Origin of the sequence: Shigella sp. FC1967 (genome assembly GCF_001743005.1) — a bacterium.
Lineage (GTDB): Bacteria > Pseudomonadota > Gammaproteobacteria > Enterobacterales > Enterobacteriaceae > Proteus.
Window position 1 is genome coordinate 1 of record NZ_MIIZ01000754.1, and the last position, 19140, is coordinate 19140.

17 protein-coding genes and 4 pseudogenes are annotated in these 19140 nt (G+C 39.5%); 6 read left to right on the forward strand and 15 right to left on the reverse strand.

The genetic code is table 11. The features are described from left to right. The 4 genes from BHE89_RS12005 to tamA all read right to left on the reverse strand — a co-directional run. Positions 1 to 234, reverse strand: a 234-nt coding sequence (locus BHE89_RS12005; protein WP_128860507.1) for an XRE family transcriptional regulator, incomplete at its 3' end; no start/stop codon positions are given. A gap of 352 nt (positions 235 to 586) precedes the next feature. Further along, positions 587 to 934: a gamma-glutamylcyclotransferase family protein gene (locus BHE89_RS12010; RefSeq protein ID WP_069369861.1), complete on the reverse strand. Its 348-nt coding sequence runs from the start codon at positions 932 to 934 to the stop codon at positions 587 to 589. 5 nt (positions 935 to 939) lie between these two features. Then, positions 940 to 4764, reverse strand: coding sequence for an autotransporter assembly complex protein TamB (gene tamB, locus BHE89_RS12015; RefSeq protein WP_069369862.1), 3825 nt, complete (start codon positions 4762 to 4764; stop codon positions 940 to 942). Next, positions 4761 to 6503: an autotransporter assembly complex protein TamA gene (tamA, locus tag BHE89_RS12020; protein WP_069369863.1), complete on the reverse strand. Its 1743-nt coding sequence runs from the start codon at positions 6501 to 6503 to the stop codon at positions 4761 to 4763. The genes tamB and tamA overlap by 4 nt, the downstream gene beginning before the upstream one ends. A 138-nt stretch (positions 6504 to 6641) precedes the next feature. On the opposite strand from tamA, the gene msrA reads away from it, so the two are divergent. Continuing rightward, positions 6642 to 7268, forward strand: coding sequence for a peptide-methionine (S)-S-oxide reductase MsrA (gene msrA / locus BHE89_RS12025; RefSeq protein WP_171729965.1), 627 nt, complete (start codon positions 6642 to 6644; stop codon positions 7266 to 7268). A gap of 150 nt (positions 7269 to 7418) precedes the next feature. Beyond that, positions 7419 to 8798 carry a polyamine export protein PaeA gene (gene paeA / locus BHE89_RS12030; protein WP_069369865.1) on the forward strand — a complete coding sequence of 460 codons (1380 nt, stop codon included), beginning with the start codon at positions 7419 to 7421 and terminating at the stop codon, positions 8796 to 8798. 79 nt (positions 8799 to 8877) lie between these two features. On the opposite strand, the pseudogene BHE89_RS12035 reads toward paeA, so the two are convergent. After that, a pseudogene (locus tag BHE89_RS12035) lies at positions 8878 to 9080 on the reverse strand (DUF1107 domain-containing protein). A gap of 290 nt (positions 9081 to 9370) precedes the next feature. Between BHE89_RS12035 and BHE89_RS12040 the strand changes: the two are divergent. Next, positions 9371 to 9931, forward strand: coding sequence for a YtfJ family protein (locus BHE89_RS12040; RefSeq protein ID WP_077885165.1), 561 nt, complete (start codon positions 9371 to 9373; stop codon positions 9929 to 9931). Between the two features lie 53 nt (positions 9932 to 9984). Here BHE89_RS12040 and cysQ read toward each other — a convergent pair. Together cysQ and BHE89_RS12050 are read right to left on the reverse strand one after the other, a co-directional pair. Next, positions 9985 to 10726: pseudogene (gene cysQ, locus BHE89_RS12045) on the reverse strand (3'(2'),5'-bisphosphate nucleotidase CysQ). A 142-nt stretch (positions 10727 to 10868) separates the two neighbouring features. Continuing rightward, positions 10869 to 11489: a peptidylprolyl isomerase gene (locus BHE89_RS12050; protein WP_006535733.1), complete on the reverse strand. Its 621-nt coding sequence runs from the start codon at positions 11487 to 11489 to the stop codon at positions 10869 to 10871. A 260-nt stretch (positions 11490 to 11749) separates the two neighbouring features. Between BHE89_RS12050 and BHE89_RS12055 the strand changes: the two are divergent. Continuing rightward, positions 11750 to 13199 (forward strand): annotated as a pseudogene (locus BHE89_RS12055) (NAD-dependent succinate-semialdehyde dehydrogenase). A 145-nt stretch (positions 13200 to 13344) separates the two neighbouring features. On the opposite strand, the gene zinT reads toward BHE89_RS12055, so the two are convergent. The 3 genes from zinT to BHE89_RS12070 are packed head-to-tail and all read right to left on the reverse strand — an operon-like array spanning position 13345 to position 14381. Next, positions 13345 to 13992: a metal-binding protein ZinT gene (gene zinT / locus BHE89_RS12060; protein ID WP_069369869.1), complete on the reverse strand. Its 648-nt coding sequence runs from the start codon at positions 13990 to 13992 to the stop codon at positions 13345 to 13347. 4 nt (positions 13993 to 13996) lie between these two features. Further along, positions 13997 to 14122, reverse strand: a complete 126-nt coding sequence (gene ykgO / locus BHE89_RS12065; protein ID WP_006535739.1) for a type B 50S ribosomal protein L36 — start codon at positions 14120 to 14122, stop codon at positions 13997 to 13999. A 10-nt stretch (positions 14123 to 14132) separates the two neighbouring features. After that, positions 14133 to 14381 carry a type B 50S ribosomal protein L31 gene (locus BHE89_RS12070; protein ID WP_069369870.1) on the reverse strand — a complete coding sequence of 83 codons (249 nt, stop codon included), beginning with the start codon at positions 14379 to 14381 and terminating at the stop codon, positions 14133 to 14135. A 237-nt stretch (positions 14382 to 14618) separates the two neighbouring features. On the opposite strand from BHE89_RS12070, the gene BHE89_RS12075 reads away from it, so the two are divergent. Both BHE89_RS12075 and BHE89_RS12080 read left to right on the forward strand, forming a co-directional pair. Next, a complete protein-coding gene (locus BHE89_RS12075) occupies positions 14619 to 16319 on the forward strand; it encodes a hypothetical protein (protein ID WP_069369871.1) in 1701 nt (566 codons plus the stop codon). A 133-nt stretch (positions 16320 to 16452) separates the two neighbouring features. Continuing rightward, positions 16453 to 17025 (forward strand): LysM-like peptidoglycan-binding domain-containing protein, encoded by a 573-nt coding sequence (locus tag BHE89_RS12080; protein WP_248620518.1) that lies wholly within the window; start codon positions 16453 to 16455, stop codon positions 17023 to 17025. Between the two features lie 81 nt (positions 17026 to 17106). Here the strand turns inward: BHE89_RS12080 and rplI are convergent, their stop codons facing one another. The 5 genes and pseudogenes from rplI to rlmB all read right to left on the reverse strand — a co-directional run. Then, positions 17107 to 17556 carry a 50S ribosomal protein L9 gene (gene rplI, locus BHE89_RS12085; RefSeq protein ID WP_023583606.1) on the reverse strand — a complete coding sequence of 150 codons (450 nt, stop codon included), beginning with the start codon at positions 17554 to 17556 and terminating at the stop codon, positions 17107 to 17109. 40 nt (positions 17557 to 17596) lie between these two features. Next, the gene (gene rpsR, locus BHE89_RS12090) at positions 17597 to 17824 is read right to left on the reverse strand and encodes a 30S ribosomal protein S18 (RefSeq protein ID WP_000135199.1); all 228 of its coding nucleotides are present in this window, start codon (positions 17822 to 17824) and stop codon (positions 17597 to 17599) included. A 4-nt stretch (positions 17825 to 17828) separates the two neighbouring features. After that, positions 17829 to 18149 (reverse strand): primosomal replication protein N, encoded by a 321-nt coding sequence (gene priB / locus BHE89_RS12095; RefSeq protein ID WP_069369873.1) that lies wholly within the window; start codon positions 18147 to 18149, stop codon positions 17829 to 17831. An 8-nt stretch (positions 18150 to 18157) separates the two neighbouring features. Next, positions 18158 to 18556 (reverse strand): 30S ribosomal protein S6, encoded by a 399-nt coding sequence (gene rpsF / locus BHE89_RS12100; RefSeq protein WP_023583607.1) that lies wholly within the window; start codon positions 18554 to 18556, stop codon positions 18158 to 18160. Between the two features lie 163 nt (positions 18557 to 18719). Continuing rightward, positions 18720 to 19140: pseudogene (gene rlmB / locus BHE89_RS12105) on the reverse strand (23S rRNA (guanosine(2251)-2'-O)-methyltransferase RlmB); the annotation flags it as partial.

Consider the following 19140-nt stretch of genomic DNA (forward strand, 5'->3'; position numbering starts at 1 on the left):
CAGTGACTTTGCACTTTTTAGCAATGCATCTAAATTAGTTGTATTTAATTTTAAATACTTATCATCGGCAGGTGCATTTTTAATACCTGCAAGATAAGCGAGTTTATCTAATGTATCTGTTGCTACGTTTTTTGTTTGTAATATCATGTCAGTAAAACCATGATTTACTCTATTATGTTTTACGTCTTTGGGAGGATTATTATAAAGTTGAGTAATGTCATTTAATTTATCCATAAATTACCTTATTTCACTATTTAATAATAAGATAGTTATCTCTTTCCTTCTTAAGCAAAGCTGTTTTAACATTAAATTTATTTTGCTGTCAATCAGGTCTACCATTAATAATTTTCATATCGATACAGATAAAAATTAAATTAATAATTACTTATTTAAATTTTAAAAAATATAAATATTTAAATTTATTAAAAATAGACTAATTTTATTATAAATAATTAAATGGCAGTTAAAAATTAAACCCATAATTAAATTTATAGAAAATAATATTTTTTATAAAAAAAAACTCGATATTTATATCGAGTTTTTTTGTTATTATTAAGTTATCTATCGTAATAGCTAAATTTACCTATTACTCTTCCTCATGACGTTTTAACCAATCTCCGCTTTTGATTTCTCTCAAGCCATCAACGGGTTTTTGATAAAGATAGATCCAAGCACTACCATAAGGTGTTGAAATCAGTTGGCGCTTGTAATCTTGATCGTTCTTTTTCAATTCATCAAGCTCTGTCAAGATAGAAGGCGTGATCCGATAGACTTCGCACTCTATTTCACCCTCACCTTCAATAACCGCAGGGTAAAAACCTAAATCATAAAGTTTATATCCCACTAATTTATGTTCACCCAAAAGCTGTGCATAAGTCATCCAGTGATGGTTACCTTGGTTTTGCCGTAAACTACCATAAACAATAATTCGCATATAATTTAAAACTCAAATTGATAAAGCAGATCTATTGCCTGATTCATACCAGACACTGCTTGTAAATACAACCTGGGCATCAAGCGATAACGTAAAGTTAACGTCGCTAGCGAATCAAATATACCCACACCATACTTCACTTGTAGATCGTTTGTGATCTTACCGCTAACCACAACTTGTGAGCTATCCCCCACACCTTGTGTATCAAGCGCTAAGTCCGAAACCCCAAAGGTTTCACCAATACGCCCTACAAGCTGACCACTTTGTCCAACGCCTAATCCTATCAGCATTGCTGTCATTTGTGATGAATCCGCGTCACCACTTTTATCGAGTCCTTCACCTCTTAGCAAGTAGGATAATGCTTCTTGCTGTGTAAAAGCAGGTTCAGAGAAAATCTCAACTTTAGGTTTATCTGCAAGCCCTGTCACCCTGACGCCAGCAATCACATTATTTGCCGTATTTTCAGGATTACGAATAGCTTCAATATTTAAGTAAGGTTGATCAACAGGTCCTGAGAACAAGATTTGTCCTTTACGGACTTGTAAATCTTGTCCGTAGGCTTTGAATTCACCTTTTGGAATATCGATTTGACCATTTAAACCGAGTCCTTGTTTATTCTGATTGACTTTAAGTGCCCCCGTCAATCTAGCTTTAAGCCCAAATGCGTTCAGTGTCACATCATCGCCAATATTAATCGCTAAATTACTTTGAATTGGAATCGATGTCTCTTTTGGTGCAATTGGCTGCAAGTTTTTATCCAGCATAACTTCATCAGAAGAAACGGATACGGCAGACTCAGGTAAATCCTGAACAACAATACGTGCCCAAGGAATATCAATGCGCCCATCAAGTTTCAGTAAATTTGGACTAGCCTCAAACACTAAATCAGGATTAACATCAATACGTACCATCGGAGGTAATGCAACACGTAATTTGTTACCATTTGCAGCCACGACTGCATGCCATTCATCTAACTTACGCCAGTCGGCATTACCAGTAAGATTTAAATAACCTTCTGGGGTTTCGATTCTGCCACTTAAATCAGACGTCGCACCATTGAATTGAACATCAACGTTCCCTTTCGTAATATCAAACGGGATCCAATGCCCAACCACTTTTAATTGATTAATACCAAATTGACCCAATAACAGTGGAGATTGAGCATTACCGCCTAAACGCAATTGCGCACCAATACGACCTTGAGCAATTTCGCCTTTACCTAAGAATGGTTTGATTAAATCTAATGTCAGATTATCGATATCCACCGTACCTGATAGCTGGCGTTTTTTCTCAAGATCCGCAACGTGTACATTACCTTTAATATCACCATTGCCCGCAATGCTAATCAGCCATTGTAATGATGCTTTGCCATTGTTAACGCCTGCATTTAAGGTGATAGCATCAAAATCGATCGGTAAAATAGTACCTTCAATATTCTGTTTTACTGCAACACCTTGCCCTTTCAGGTTTACTGATGCTTTCGGTAACCCACCTTTTGAGTTCCAGGTTGCCGTCGCATCACCAGTAAATACACCTCGAACAGAAGTCTCTGGTGGTAAGAAAGGTTTGATCATCGCGAGATCAAAACGCGTCAATGTAATGGCCGCAGATCCGCTTTCACCCACTGTTATCGCTTTAGGAACACAAACTTGTGCATTTGGATTTACCCAACAATGGGAACCAATGGTGACTTCCTGCTTTTCTGCCAACAAATTCAATGCGATCGCTTTATTTAAACGCCACTCACCCACAGGAGTATCAAATGCCGTATTATTTAATGTTCCTTTCCATTGCTGTTTTTCTTTATCGAATGAACCCGCTAATGTCAGCCCTCCTGAAACAGGCTCCCCTTCCATTTTTAGCGTCAGTTTATGCTGTTTTTCTGTACCAGCAGCATCCAGGGTTAAATTACGGATAATTAAATCAGCTTGTTTTAACTGATGTGCAGTAATCGCTAATTTGCCACCAATTTCTTTGTCCGATTGAACATCACCTTTAATAGCGATGGATTCAACACTGACTTGATCTTGCCATTTAATACCATGAGCATTGATATCTGCGATAATCTTAGGCGTATTAATATCACCACGAATATTAACCTTACCTTTAATGACTCCAGCCAATCCAGGCACTAAACCATTTAAGCCAGGTGCATTAATATTGGCATCTAATGCCCATTTATCACCTAAATGCCCTTCAATATCTAGGTTATTTTTACCAAGAATAAGTTTTAACTGAGGGATATTCCATTGACCAGAATCATTACCATAAGCATTACCTCTCGCTTTGATAATATTGTTTTTGATATTGCCATCTAAGGTAATTTCAGGAACACGTAATTGCCAACTTCCGCCATAGAGGCTACCTGTTGTTGCAATACGTCCCTCTAGTTTCGCCGGCATATCTGGGTACTGTTTTACCGTATTAATTCCCGAAATAGTCAGCAATGCATTCCAGCTAATTGCCTTACTCCAATCAGCAACACCCGTAATATCGGCATGACCTTGCAAAGCGGCTAAGCGTAAACGCGTTAGCTCTATTTTCTCTTCATTCCCTTTCGCATCCAGCGTTAATTTTGCTGGCGGGATCTCCTGACCTTTAATATCGGAGCGTAATGAAAGATCATAGTTATCTGTCTGACCATTTAAACGTAATCGAGTATCGTTAAGTTGATACTGAACATCTCCCGTTAATGGCCAACGCACTTTCTGGCTTTCAAGCGTCAATTTTAATGGAAGGTGTGGTTTTGCCAGTTCAGCTTGAGCATCTAAAGTTGCTGTAACCGTTCCTGTTAAAGAAAGTGCTAATTTAAGCTCTTCAAGTAATGCGCCTTGCAAAGAAAGCGTTGCTTTTTGATCTTTAAAATCTTCAAGCCCAGCAACATCACGAATAGTCGCATTCACGGCTAAATTAACAGGCCACTCTTTATCTAGAGTAATTTCCCCATTTAAACTCACTTCACCTTCAGGTGCATCAACATTTAATTTAGTGAGATTAACTCGCTTACCTTGGGTCTTTGCTTCAAATGATAATTGGTTAATTGTAACGGGGGCATCACTGCTAATCTGTAATTGCTTACCTTCAATTCCTTCAATATTGATATCAACAGGAATAATAATCTCAGGTAATTCGGCTAATATTGGTTTTGCGAAAATCGCCTTAATTGTCTCAGCTAATGCCTGTTCTTTTTCTTCTGATGTTGCCGGCTTCACTGGCGGCTTTTCCGTTGCAACCTCTTTTACATCTTGGGCAACCGCCTCAATACTGCCTTCTTCTGGCGTTTTGGGTAACGCCACCAGCAAATCATTAATGAGTGTTGGATTTAATGTAACTTGACGACCTTCCCACTGTGCGCCAGTTTTAAATTCACCGAGTGAGATTGCCATATCGTCAATCTTCACATGCGTATTTTCTAATGAAAGTAAATTTAAATAGATAGGTAATGGTGCATTCAGCTCTGTTAAAGGCTCTGAAGGCGGTGTTTCTTCAGAAGGAGGAAAAGCGCTGGTATCGACATTGACGATAACATCGCGTGTTCCTACCGTATCTATGCACACTTGTTTATCAGTCAAACACGCTAAACGTAATCCCAATGATAATTCACCGACATTAACATCAACACCGGGCATTTGATACTCAACACCCGTTAAACGCAGATCTTGCCAACCACCATTAACGTCTTTAATGGCTAAACCAGGAACCCACCGTGCTGCGCTATTAATAGCGAAATGCAAACCTGATTGTGTTCCCAAAATCCAAGCGACAGCACCAAAAGTAAGCAAAATAATGATAAGGAGGGTAAGTGCAATCCATTTCAACCACTTCTTCATAACTCTGCTCCTAACCCGATATAAAACTGGAGTCTACGCTTATCAACATCACTGACGGGTAATGCTAAATCAAATTTGATAGGACCAACCGGTGATGCCCAACGCACACCAGCACCGGCACCTGTTTTAAAATCACTGCGCGTAAAATCATTAACGGCTTCACCGCTATCAATAAAGACAGCGCCCCACCAATTACCAGTGACGTTATATTGATATTCGAGCGAACCTACCAGCATTCTTGATGCCCCTGTTAAATTTCCTTTTCCATCTTCTGGTGAGATGCTTTGGTATTTAAAACCACGGACACTTCTATCACCACCGGCAAAGAAACGTAATTCAGGCGGCACTCGCTCAAACGCGTTAGTTTCAATCCAACCGAAATTGCCTCTTACCACAAAACGATGTCCGTCCCATGGTGTACGTATCCAAACATGTTGTGCTTGGAATGCAGCAAATTCGACATCAGAGCCCCATATTTTATTGGAGTAATCTAATGTATAACGTTGGCTATCCCCCCAAGAAGGCATCATACCGCCCCGTTGGCGTACACGGCTCGCCGTTACCCCTGGATAAAGCAGCATGGTTGTATTAGTGACTTCACCTTGAGTAAAGTGGCTGAGGCTCCAACGTGTATTCACACTGTATTGCCAGCCTGTTGACATATCCCAGTTACGGGACACATTAAGTGTTGTAGTATCAGAACGAGTGTCATTTAAATCGGTACGTTTAAACCCGCCCTGAACACCATAGTACTGCTCTAATGGATTGACTTTCAGTGGAATTTTATAATTAGCACCAATAGATTGTTCTGGCTGAGAAACACTGATATTAGACGTTAAGCTATGACCTCGTGAGTTCATCCAAGGTTTATCCCACTGCATATTAAGGCGAGGACCAACATCAGTAGCATAACCCCCACCAAGCTCAACATAGTTACGAGAGCGAGGAGTAACAACTGCATCCATAGGTAGCAAATAAGAATGTTCACTGCGTGCTTTAGCAATATCAGGCGTCACAACCGCAGAATTAAACCACCCTGTTGCCGCTAAACGGCGATTAAATTCAGCCAAATCTTCTGAGGTGTAATATTGTCCTTCTTTAAAAGGAACGATATTTTGTAAGTAATCTTCACGGATTTGTGATCCCGTATAATTCACTTTACCAAAACGATAGCGCTCTCCACTATCGAAAATAAAATCCCAATATGAAGCATGATTATCTAAAGAAACGCCCAACTGACTTTTTTGCATTTCCGCATCAAAATAACCACGACGAATTGCAAGCCCTGTTAATGAACCTTTGAGTTTCTCATAGTCTGCATGGTTTAAAACACTATCAAGAGGAGGTGTATTTTCTTTAATGACTTTCGCATATTGGCTATCTGTTTTCGCGCCACCTTCGAGAACTACATCGACTCCTTTCAGTAAAATAGGAATACCCGGTTCTACTTTAGCGGTTAATACAGATCGAGCAGGCGGTGTATTTTCTTGATAAGAGAATGTCACCGTAGGCTGATAATAGCCTAAAGGGCGAAGCCCTTCTTGAATTGCCTTTTCAACACGCGCACGAAAACGCCCGTCAGGTGCAACTTCTTCTGTTGTAATGTTTGATAGCTGAACTCGCGCATTTTTTTCGAGTTGCCCTTCTAAACCTTCTACTTTTAAACGCAAATTTGCCCCATAGGCAACAGGTGCGATAAAAGACAGACAGAGAACGTAGATAACGGAGTATCTCGGCACGTTTTCTCCTCAATATGATTTAATCCATGTGATGAATTGACGACAAACTATTTTAAGCTTTATTGTAGATTTAGTTTATAACAATATTAAGCCTTTACCATAGTAAAGCGTTTACAAATATAAAAACTGGAGTCTACCTTGCAACATAAAGCTTACCAACCAGAGAATGCCTTAAGGGGTACATCAACACCATTAGAAATATCTGCTAATCATGCAGTAAATGGGCATTCTATTAATGAGATCCCTAAAAAAATGAGTATCGCTTATTTTGCGATGGGGTGTTTTTGGGGAGTTGAACGTCTTTTTTGGCAGCAAAAAGGTGTTTATTCAACAAGTGCAGGTTATAGCGGTGGTGTAACAGAAAATCCAACCTATCAACAAGTTTGCCAAGGTTTAACAGGCCATAGTGAAGTGGTGAGAATTGTTTTTGATCCCTCGGTGATTAGCTATTCACAACTTTTGGCTCTTTTTTGGGAAAACCACAACCCATCACAAGGTATGCGTCAAGGTAACGATATTGGTAGCCAATATCGTTCTGCCATTTACACTGTTGATGCAGAGCAATATGAACAAGCTATTGAGTCCAAAAAACGTTATCAACAAGCAATGAATATTCAAGGTGTGACTGAAGCAATCACCACAGAAATTCAGCCAGCGGGTCCTTTTTATTTTGCTGAAGATTACCACCAGCAATATTTATACAAAAATCCACAAGGTTATTGTGGTTTAGGTGGGATAGGCATCTGTTATCCTCCCGAAAAGTAAAACTAGCAGAAAATAGTAGGGCGATGATATAATTACGCCCTCTTATCTCTCTTTGTGACTAATTTCATCACAATATATTGATTTATCTTCTATTTTTAACACTCCAGTATTACCCTTTGGATTAAATACTTGGGGTGGTGTGAGCCTTATATGCTTAATAGTTTACTCATTGTGCTTTTGCTTTGTGCTATCAGCGCCTTTTTTTCGCTGTCTGAAATCTCTCTTGCTGCTTCTCGTCGAATTAAGCTCAAACAACTTGTTGATGAGGGCAATATTAACGCCGCACGCGTATTAAAGATGCAAGAAATGCCGGGCATGTTTTTTACCGTCGTGCAAATTGGATTAAATGCCGTCGCTATCTTAGCGGGTATTGTTGGCGAATCAGCATTCTCTCCTTCATTGAAAAACTTTTACCTCCAGTTTTTTGAAGAACCATTAGCGCAACAACTGGGATCTATTTGTTCCTTTATTATTGTCACATCGATGTTCATTTTATTGGCTGACTTAACCCCCAAACGCATTGGTATGATAAAACCAGAAGCGATTGCATTAAGAATTGTGAACCCCATGCGTTTCTGTCTTGCCTTTTTCCGCCCTTTGGTGTGGTTATTTAATGGTATGGCAGATCTTATTTTCAAATTATTTAAAATCCCAATGGTCAGAAATGAAGACATTACTTCTGATGATATTTTTGCCATTGTCGAAGCCGGTGCGGTTGCGGGGGTTTTACGCAAACAAGAGCATGAGTTGATTGAGAATGTCTTTGAATTAGAATCTCGTACAGTCCCCTCCGCAATGACACCACGAGAAGATGTTGTCTATTTTGATCGCGAAGAAACAGAAAGCGATATCAAAGAGAAAATTGCGACCCAGCCTCACTCTAAATTTTTAGTTTGTGAAGGTGATATCGACCATATTATTGGTTATGTAGATTCTAAAGAGCTTCTTAATCGCGTTATTAACGGACAAAGCCTAAATCTCAATGAAGGTGTTCATATCCGTAAGGCACTGATTATTCCTGATACCTTAACGCTTTCAGATATGCTGGAAAGTTTTAAAACATCTGGTGAAGACTTCGCGATCATTCTTAATGAGTACGCGATGGTGATGGGGGTCATTACGTTAAATGATGTAATGACAACCTTAATGGGCGATTTAATTGGGCCAGGGCAAGAAGAGCAAATTGTGAGTCGTGATGAACACTCATGGTTAGTTGAAGGCGGTACGCCAATTGATGATGTCATGCGTGTACTTGATATCGACGATTTCCCAGATTCAAGTAACTACGAAACCATCGCAGGTTTTATGATGTATCGCTTACGTAAAATTCCGAAACGCACGGATTATGTGAAGTTTTCAGGATATAAATTTGAAGTTGTTGATATTGATAATTACAAAATAGATCAACTGCTTGTCACCAAAATTGATGATATTCCACCTGTTAAGCCTGTTTTACAAGAACATGTCCCTGTTATGCAGACAACAACCGAAGTCGATACAAAGGCAGATGAGAATAAAACGGCGAGCTAAAAAGTAACGAGTTGAAATTAATAACTGAGTCTTATCGAAGGCACTCACGAGAAAGACTCAGTTATCTATTAGATAAAAGTTAGCCCATTTCTGCTTTCAGTAAAATGACCTGCTGGTTCACTTCACTCATGACATTAAAATGTAGCTTATCTCTTATTTTAGGTAATAAAATTTTTACCGTAATCGAATTCAAATGCACCCATTCCTTTGATGTAAAACCGTCCACGAAATAATGTCTTAACGTAGAGAGCAATTTTTTTCAGGGTTATAGCGATTGAAGATTTTTCATCTTTCAGTTAGTCTCCCATGCTCGTTGTTGAGTTTAATAAGTCATAAAGACTTATCTTTATATATCAAATTTAAAGACCTAATTATAAGTACTAGGTTCAACTTATTTGATTTCCTTATCTGTTTTTACATTTATTGACAGTAAAGAATATAAATAAAGATAGTGTGTACGCTATTTTACCCACTCAATGTTAAATAATTGTATCAATGATGAGGTATTATTCCTCACTAGCTTCTATGCTTAGATAGAAACTAACGTCGATTTCAATAATAGGACAATGGCTATGCACAAAATAACCTTAGCTGCTCTTTTATTCAGTACATCTACATGGGCATTTGCACATAACATCACTGAAAATACACTACTTCCCGCGGTCACAATTAATGACAAAGGTGAGCTACTTTATGACACAACCAAGGATAAGTTTAGCTATCAAAACTGGAACAGTGGTCTGCTCAGTGGAAAAGTACGTACTGTTCAGCATATAGCAGGACGTAGCAAAGCTAAGGAGATGAATGCGCCGTTTATTGAAGCCGTAAAACTGGCTAAATTCCCACATGACAATTATCAAACGACAACAATTATTAATACTGATGATGCAGTATTTGGTACCGGCCCATTTGTTCGTGGTAGTGTTGAAGACAGTAAAAAAGAATTTCCTTGGTCACAGTTTATTGTTGATGCCAATGGTGCTGCATTAAAAGGCTGGGGATTAGAAAAAGAGAGTTCAGCTATTGTTGTTTTAGATAAACAAGGTAAAGTCCGTTTCGTCAAAGAAGGTGTATTAAGTGGTGCCGAAATTACAACCGCAATCAACCTTATCAACGATTTAATTAAAGAATAATTCCTGTGTCAGAGCCCTTGTTAAACAAAGGGCTCCGATTTCTTAAATTGGTACTAAAAGATAGACACTCTAAATCCTGGATTTATCAGTGACTCTTTTGGGGAATAATCTAACGTTACTCCTTTCCAATCCGTAACATGTGCGCCTGCTGCAATCGCAACAGCATGACCTGCTGCGGTATCCCATGTATGCGTAGGTCCAAAGCGGGGATAAAGCTGTGCTTTGCCTTCAGCAACAAGACAAAATTTTAGCGATGAGCCGACCGCGACCGTTTGATGTTCACCTAGCTGTGATAAATATTCTTTTAACTCGTCATCTTGATGAGAACGGCTGATCACTATCACAGGGGGTTCAGCCTGACTTGCATGAATAGGTAATCGCTGGCCGCACACTTCTTTCCATGCCTGCTTATTTGCTGCTGCATATAACACATTTTGCACAGGTGCATAGACAACCCCTAAAACAGGAATACCTTTTTCAATTAAGGCAATATTTACCGTAAACTCACCATTTTTACTGATAAATTCTTTAGTGCCATCTAGAGGATCAATCAACCAATAGCGCTCCCAATGACGGCGAACTTCCCATTCAGGTGGATCTTCTTCAGATAATTGAGGTATATCAGGAGCAATAGAAGCAAGTCCTTGTTTAATAATTTGGTGAGCGGCCAAATCAGCCTCTGTGACAGGTGAATTATCACTTTTTTTCCTGTACTTGGATAGGCTCTGATTGCTGGTAGATTTGCATTATCGCCATACCGGCTTGGCGGGCTATTTTGCTGACTTGTTCTAACATCATGCACCTCTCTTATTTCTATAAGCAGATAACTTCTCTTATAAAAATTAATTACTCTACAGTCTCTTTATTTTAGCCCAAAGACAACAATAGCCGGCAAAAACCGGCTATTCTTTACTCTAATCCACTGCAGAATAAGAAATTATAAAATTTCTAATAATTCTACTTCAAATACTAATGTTGCGAATGGAGGGATAGCCGCACCTGCTCCACGTTCGCCATAAGCTAATTGGTAAGGAATATATAATTCCCATTTTGAACCGACTGGCATTAATGTTAATGCTTCAATCCAGCCTGCGATAACGCCATTTACAGGGAATTCAGCCGGCTGTCCACGTTGAACTGAGCTATCAAACACAGTTCCATCAATTAAACGACCCGTGTAGTGAACACGAACATGATCAGTACGTGCAGGAATTGCACCTTCACCCGCTGTCAGTACTTTGTACTGTAAACCTGATTCTGTAACTTGAACACCTTCGTTTTTCACATTTTCTTCTAAGAAAACTTTACCAGCATCAGCCAACTCTGCTTGGCGTTCTTGACGAACAGCTTCAGCACGCTCGTGCATAGTACGTAAAGCGTTGTGTAATGTTTCAACAGGTACAGAAGGCGCATTACCTTCTAATGCATCGGTCAAGCCAGCTAACAGTGCTGCGGGCTCTAATCCTTGAAGACCTGATTCAGTCAGTTGTTGACCGACTTGCAGACCAATACCGTAACTTGCCTGTGATTCAATAGAATCAAATGATGGTTTTGACATGAAAAATACCTGTTTTTTATGAAAGTTAGATCCAAGAATAACAGTGGTAAGGTACAGCGTAAACCTTCAGTCTTGAGTAATGGGAATTATTCATTAAAAACGTAAGCCATTACCCCTATTCTCCGCTTTTTGACATTTTTTTATTGGCATTTGTCATACTTATTTTCACAACATAGCAACACAGGCATATAATTATAAATAGGCACAGAGCTGCCTAGCCTTATAAATATCAATATATAATGTGTTCAGAGAGGTATTAAGTGAAGATAACGACAAACCCCTATTTCCGCGAACAAGGCTATATTGATGGTCTTTGGTGTAATGCTAAAAACAATGAAACTGTTGAGGTTATCGATCCTGCCACGGGTACTTTACTTGGTACTATACCCAATATGGCAACAGAAGAAGCAATAATGGCTGTTGATGCTGCACAAAAAGCCTTACCCAAATGGCGCGCACTTACCGCACATCAGCGCGGAGCATTATTGCAAAATTGGTTTAGATTAATCACTGAAAATAAAAGAAAACTGGCTGAATTAATGACTTTTGAGCAAGGTAAACCTGTCGCTGAAGCGGAAGGTGAAATTGCTTATGCAGCTTCTTTTATCGAGTGGTTTGCAGAACAAGGTAAAAGAACAAACGGTGAAATTATTCCTTCACCTTCTGCTGATAAACGTTTGATGGTAATTAAACAAGGTATTGGTGTTTGTGCGGCTATCACGCCTTGGAACTTTCCAGCCGCTATGATCACCCGCAAAGCCGCTCCTGCATTAGCTGCGGGTTGCACTATGGTAATTAAGCCTGCCAATGAAACACCTTATACCGCATTGGCGTTAGTGGCGTTAGCGGCTCAAGCAGGTATTCCCGCTGGTGTGATTAATATTGTGACTGGAGATGCGATTAAAATTGGCGAAGTCTTTACCTCTGATAACCGTGTTCGCAAATTAAGTTTTACAGGTTCTACGGGGGTAGGACGTTTATTAATGCGCCAATGCTCAGATAGTGTAAAAAAAAGTCTCTTTAGAATTAGGCGGTAATGCCCCCTTTATCGTGTTTAATGATGCTGATATTGATAAAGCTGTTGAAGGAGCAATGGGCGCTAAATTCCGTAATGCAGGGCAAACCTGTGTTTGTGCTAACCGTTTTTATATTCACAAAGATGTTTACCAACAATTTAGTGAACGCTTTGTTGCCGCTGTTAAAAAGCTTAAAGTGGGAAATGGTTTTGAAGAAGGTGTCACTATTGGACCTCTTATTAATCGCAAAGCGGTTGAGAAATCACAATCTTTACTCACTGACACGTTAAAACGCGGTGCAACACTGCTTTGTGGCGGAGAAAGTGATAAAGCGGGTGAAAATTTTTTCCAGCCTACGGTTGTTGGTAATGTCCCCGCCGATAGTCATATTCTTGAAGAAGAGATCTTTGGTCCTGTAGCGCCTTTAGTGGTGTTTGAAAATGAAGATGATGTGGTGCACTTAGCCAATAATACTATTTATGGCTTAGCAGCCTATTTTTATAGTGAAAATCCACAACGCATTTGGCGTGTTGCTGAAAATTTAGAATACGGCATGGTCGGAATTAATACGGGTTTAATCTCCAACGAAGTTGCCCCATTTGGTGGTATTAAACAATCAGGTTTAGGCCGTGAAGGTTCTGAACACGGTATTGAAGACTATATGGAAATGAAGTATCTCTGCCAGGGGTTATAATCATTTTTAACGCTATTTAACTGATAAAAGTAAGTCAGCAAGGGTGCTACTGCTTTTTCTTTTTTATCATTATTTTTAAGGAAGAATACCCTCGATAATAACCAAGGGTATAAGGTGTCAGCGAAATGTTCTTATCAATTAGTGATCAGTGGTAAAGCATCTCGTGAACAATATCATCTGCTTTCATTGAATAAGGATAATATGTTGGCCAGTTATTGAGTTCTTTAAGCAATTCATCTTGCGATGTGTTCCCCATATATAAATGAAAATGCCCTGCTTTTTCTGGTGCAATAATATGATCACTAAATTGAATAAATTTTGGCGCTTGGCTTTTAGGATCATCACATCTAAACAAGTAACGAACCCCTTTTTTACCCGATTCATAATGTAAAATACGATAACCATCATAGTGATATTCGCAACTATCAACTTTTTCGCTACGATGAAACTCAATAATATTGTTTTCAATACCAATCATATCTACATCAGTTTTATAGCCCTGTGTATAGTAAGCGCGATATTCTGCCATCGTTTTGTCTTTTTTCGTTTCTGCTTTCTTTTGTAAAACCTCATCGAGTTCGCCACTGAGAAGGTAAGGCTCCACAGATTGCCATACGCCATCCCAATCACTGAGTTGGCGATCGAGAACATCCTTATCTTCAAAAATTCCATTCGCAGCATTTCGTTGGGCTTGTGTTTGGACTTTTTCATGATGGTGGCTATGTGCTAAAACAGACATAGCACTCCCCAATATTCCCATAATTAAAACACAAGAAAAAATAGGCTTTGGCATAATCTTACCCCTGAACGGCCTTAAAACGTGGATTTGACTTACAAATGACATAAAGGCGGCCACGACGACGCACTACTTTACAATCTGGGTGACGTTGTTTTGCACTTTTTAATGAACTTAATACTTGCATTGTTTCTTCCTTACTTAATAAATTGACCAAAACGTTTATTAAAGCGTGCCACATTACCTTCTTGAGAATGCGTCTTTTGCTTACCGGTATAAAATGGATGTGATTGAGAAGAGACATCTAATGTCACATAAGGGTATGTTTTCCCTTCATACTCTACTGTCTTTTCTGTTTGGATGGTTGAACCCACTTTAAAATAAGCATCTGCACTCGTGTCATGGAAAATCACTGTCCGATATTGAGGGTGAATACCGAGTTTCATAATAAACCTCGCTTTATTGTAATGTTATAATATTACATTTAAGAGTGTTGCTAATGTACCGCGTTTTAATTTTATTGACCAGTTTTTTTTTGATTTGATCTTTTATATCAAGAAGAGAAACATATTTTTGATGGGAATTTTTTAAGTGATATAAGTGGATTTTCTGTCTTTTTTTTGTCCCACTATCCTATTTTCCGCTAAAGTTATACTAAGACGGCAAAACAAATAGGGCGTATTATGACTAATTGGCGCGATAAGCTTTTCAGTAAGTCACCTCTGTCTATCGACCTCACAATAGACTTTCCTAACGTTTATCCTTCTTCTATTCCTTCAATTCTTTCACAATTAGCACCTTATGAAATAGGTGATACACCTTTACCCGATGAATTAAATCTATTGTCATGCGCGCACCTAAAAATAAAACCTGATGATAATTCAGTACCTTTTAGTTGGTCAGCAGGCGCTCGTGAAGGCATTATTTTGCACCAACGAATAGGTAAAGCAATTGAACAACAGCCTTCTCAAAAAGCATGTGAGGAATTTGCATTGTCACTCTATCATGCAATCAAACATGTCGTTCTTTTGCCAGATAAAGAGCATGTCGAGTCTTTTTATTTAATATCCTGCCAAGATAAACTGGCACCGATTACCTATATTGCATATCTGATAGATAAAATAGAACAAGATGAAACACTGATTAATAATGAAATCTATTTTCAATTCATCTTATGGCTCTTGAAGTTAAGTCCTGATAAAAACCCGATCAAAATCGCTTTAGGACTATTAGGATCGTTCAACGACAGTACTTCTCAACGTTTGCTTTTATTGTTTTCCCTTCATCCTGAATTTACACTTTATGCTATTCGTTCGCTAAAACAGCGCCTTTCTTGTGAAGAATTTGAGCCTTTTCTATATTCCCTTGGTCAACGAACTAAAGGCTGGGGACGTATTCAATTTATCGAACATCTACCTTCAACGCTGTCTGTTAATAATAGCTATTGGTTGCTGACTGAAGGATATAAAAATAATGTAATGACAGAATATGTCGCCTATGATTGTGTCACAAAAGGGGCATTATTAGAGATGTTGCACACGCATCCTTTAGATAATGACTTACTGCTTGGTTGTAGCGATCTTGTACGCGCATTGATTAATGGAGGCCCAGCAAAAGACATCTATGATTATGTAGAAGGCGCTCAAGCGTGTAATACTTTTATTTCACAAGTCGATACTTTGCCACCTAAAGAATTAAAACACTTATATTGCGTCTGCGAAATCGCCGATTTTGTGCAAAGTCGTGGTGAAGATTGGCTATTGCTCGAGTCTCTTGGCTGGGACGATCATTGCCAACAACAAATTATCTCCGTTTCACAAAGAATTATTCAAAAACCAGAATGGTCGACGTTCATTATCGAAGCATTACAAAGTCCTTCACGTTCAAAAAATTACCAAGCAAGCCTTGTTGCTAAATCTCTGCATCTTGATATTTGGGAATTGCTCTTCTCACTACAAAAAGAGGATCCCAATGCAGATTGGTGGCACCAATTAATGCAAACAGATACTTCTCACAAAATAGAAAGAGTAGTGAAACTTGCAGAACAACAAATTGAATTAATGGCATTTGATAGCACAGATGATCCATTAACAGCTACCGACACTGAATATCGGTCTCATCATGCCGTTGAATATATTATGCAGGATCTTGGTGGTTTTCCTGGTATCGGCTGGTCACTTATCAAAAGGCAATTACGCAGCCCGACATTGCGTGATAGAAATATGGCGCTGAATGTTCTTTCAACATGGTCTGACACATTATTGCCTCATGATCTTTATGGTGAATTAACCCAAGCTTTAACCATAGAAACGGATAAAAATGTGTATCAACGTATGAAACTATTTTTAGTTAACCATCAAGGAAATAAAAACATTAACAATTAGAGCGGATAGATAATTCTGAAAAGAATTCAGGGAGCAGGTAAGGATCATGGTTCGTGCTAGTATGGCTACAAGGAATAAAAAAGATGTTACAGCAATTCATAATACTGATTCACAGAGCAATAATGAGGTGAATATGGGCAAATTCCCTGGCTTACATCGTCGAGCAATACTGGTTGTTGCAATTGCTTTATTAGTCGTGTTTTTTTGGCCGACCAGTGAAAACACGAGTGAGCCACCTCAACCCGCATCGTCAACGCATGATCTCCCTGTGCCAATCGCATCTACAAATGATCCCGTGTATCAAACACCGATCCCTCAAACACAAGATAGTTTAAATGCCGAGCCGGACGTTTCGCCATCAATAGAGGATCCAACGACAAAAGATCCGGAGGAAAACATTGCTCAAACAACGCCATTACAAAACACGCAATCAATACCCGCGCAAACATGGCAAACTTATACCATTAAAGAGGGGCAAACTTTAGCGCAACTTTTTAGAGATAATCAACTACCTGTTAATGATGCATTCTCTATGGCGAAGTCAGAAGACCAACAAAAATCATTAAGCCAATTACGCTCAGGGCAATCTATTCGTTTACAGCGTAATCCACAAGGTGATGTCAGTATGCTAGAAGTGACAAATAGTGCGGGTACTGTGATCACTTACACACGTTTGAGTGATGGAAGTTATTACCGTACACCATAGTAAGAAGGGTATTTTATTTACCAAAAAAAACGCAGCTAAGCTGGCGTTTTTCTTTATCAACATTAACTGTTTAATCAGAGATTATTCAGCAACGATGATAACATTCAGTTCAGCGAATACGTCACTGTGAACTTGGAAGTGAACTTCGTGGTCACCAGTAGTACGCAGAACGCCATTTGGTAGGCGAACTTCGCTCTTACACATTTCAACGCCAGCAGCAGTTACTGCATCAGCGATGTCACGAGTACCGATTGAACCAAACAGTTTACCTTCGTCACCCGCTTTAGAGCTGATAGTGACAGAACCCAGTGCATTGATCTTCGCTGCACGAGCTTCAGCTGCTGCTAAAGTTTCAGCTAATTTAGCTTCTAACTCAGCACGACGCGCTTCGAAAAACTCGATGTTTTTCTTAGTCGCAGAAACAGCTTTACCCTGTGGGATTAAATAGTTACGAGCATAGCCCGATTTTACGTTAACCTGATCACCCAGGCTACCCAGATTCGCTACTTTATCAAGCAGAATAATTTGCATTACCTTATCCTCTACAAGTCATTAATGGACTATATACCTATTACTGATGACGATCAGTATAAGGTAATAAAGACAGGTAGCGTGCGCGCTTGATAGCACGAGCCAGCTGACGCTGGTATTTTGCACGAGTACCGGTGATACGACTTGGTACAATTTTACCACTTTCAGTGATATAGTTTTTCAGCGTAGCGATATCTTTATAATCGATCTCTTGTACGCCTTCTGCTGTGAAACGGCAGAACTTACGACGACGGAAATAACGTGCCATATGGCTAGTCTCCAGAATCTATCAATTCAATCTGCTCGGCATGAAGCACCAATTTAAACAATCCATTTCGCGCCTGATGGCTACTAATGAATCCAGAAACGGTGATTTGACTGCCGACCGTTATACTGTGAGTAACTGCTTGTAACGCTTTCCCGCTAACAACAATGGGCATTCGGCACCATGATTGTCTTTTCAATCCCGCCTCTTCTTGAATTGAACGATGTTCAATAACAAATTGACAGTGCGGGATCCCAGCGGGGCTAACTTTTCGAATTAATGCTTTGCACACTGTGCCAGTTAGCACCAAATGATTATTAGCCGTCACAGCACTAATTACTCTTCAGAATCCTCTGCTACATCATCAACTTCATCTTCATCATCGAGGTCATCAGCGATATCACGACGGCGTTCGTCTTTTGCTTTAACCATTGGAGAAGCTTCAGTTACTGCGTGTTTAGTACGCATAATCATGTTGCGGAGAACGGCATCGTTGAAACGGAAAGTAGTTTCCAGTTCATCAATCACTTCCTGCGGCGCTTCAACGTTCATTAGAACGTAGTGTGCTTTATGCAGTTTGTTGATTGGATAAGCTAATTGACGACGACCCCAGTCTTCTAGACGGTGGATCTGACCATTTGCATTAGTGATAGCGGTTTTATAACGCTCGATCATGCCCGGAACTTGTTCGCTCTGGTCAGGATGAACCATAAAAACGATTTCGTAATGACGCATTTGATATTGCTCCTTACGGATTTATCAGCCTCCTGTCAGGGTCAGTCACCACCCATGGAGGCAAGGAACTTGTTTAAGTTGTGACTGAAAAAATTGACGCGTCACTATACCCCCGCGGTCAATAAAACTCAAGGGAGTATAGAGAATAAAATAGACTAAGCGATTATTTTACACTAATACGCTGACGCATCGCTTCAAATAAACAGACACCCGTTGCCACAGAAACATTAAGTGAAGACACGGTACCCGCCATAGGGATACTAATTAGCTCATCACAATGCTCACGTGTTAAACGGCGCATACCTTCACCTTCAGCGCCCATCACTAATGCCATTGGGCCTGTAAGTTTGCTTTGATATAAAGTATGGTCTGCCTCGCCAGCTGTGCCGACAATCCAAATGTTTTCTTCTTGCAGAAAAACGCAATGTACGAGCAAGGTTAGTCACTTTAATTAAAGGGACACTTTCTGCCGCACCACAAGCCACTTTTTTGGCCGTTGCATTTAATTGTGCAGAACGATCTTTCGGGACAATAACAGCATGCACACCAGCGGCATCTGCACTACGTAAACAAGCCCCTAAATT

Bases quoted from the DNA above. Each gene is read 5' to 3' on its own strand.
- BHE89_RS12010 (WP_069369861.1), bottom strand. From the start codon at position 934: ATGCGAATTATTGTTTATGGTAGTTTACGGCAAAACCAAGGTAACCAT.
- rpsR (WP_000135199.1), bottom strand. From the start codon at position 17,824: ATGGCACGTTATTTCCGTCGTCGTAAGTTCTGCCGTTTCACAGCAGAA.
- BHE89_RS12040 (WP_077885165.1), top strand. From the start codon at position 9,371: ATGCACAAAATAACCTTAGCTGCTCTTTTATTCAGTACATCTACATGG.
- BHE89_RS12080 (WP_248620518.1), top strand. From the start codon at position 16,453: ATGGGCAAATTCCCTGGCTTACATCGTCGAGCAATACTGGTTGTTGCA.
- BHE89_RS12050 (WP_006535733.1), bottom strand. From the start codon at position 11,489: ATGTCAAAACCATCATTTGATTCTATTGAATCACAGGCAAGTTACGGT.
- paeA (WP_069369865.1), top strand. From the start codon at position 7,419: ATGCTTAATAGTTTACTCATTGTGCTTTTGCTTTGTGCTATCAGCGCC.
- tamB (WP_069369862.1), bottom strand. From the start codon at position 4,764: ATGAAGAAGTGGTTGAAATGGATTGCACTTACCCTCCTTATCATTATT.
- zinT (WP_069369869.1), bottom strand. From the start codon at position 13,992: ATGCCAAAGCCTATTTTTTCTTGTGTTTTAATTATGGGAATATTGGGG.
- BHE89_RS12075 (WP_069369871.1), top strand. From the start codon at position 14,619: ATGACTAATTGGCGCGATAAGCTTTTCAGTAAGTCACCTCTGTCTATC.
- BHE89_RS12070 (WP_069369870.1), bottom strand. From the start codon at position 14,381: ATGAAACTCGGTATTCACCCTCAATATCGGACAGTGATTTTCCATGAC.
- ykgO (WP_006535739.1), bottom strand. From the start codon at position 14,122: ATGCAAGTATTAAGTTCATTAAAAAGTGCAAAACAACGTCACCCAGAT.
- rpsF (WP_023583607.1), bottom strand. From the start codon at position 18,556: ATGCGTCATTACGAAATCGTTTTTATGGTTCATCCTGACCAGAGCGAA.
- rplI (WP_023583606.1), bottom strand. From the start codon at position 17,556: ATGCAAATTATTCTGCTTGATAAAGTAGCGAATCTGGGTAGCCTGGGT.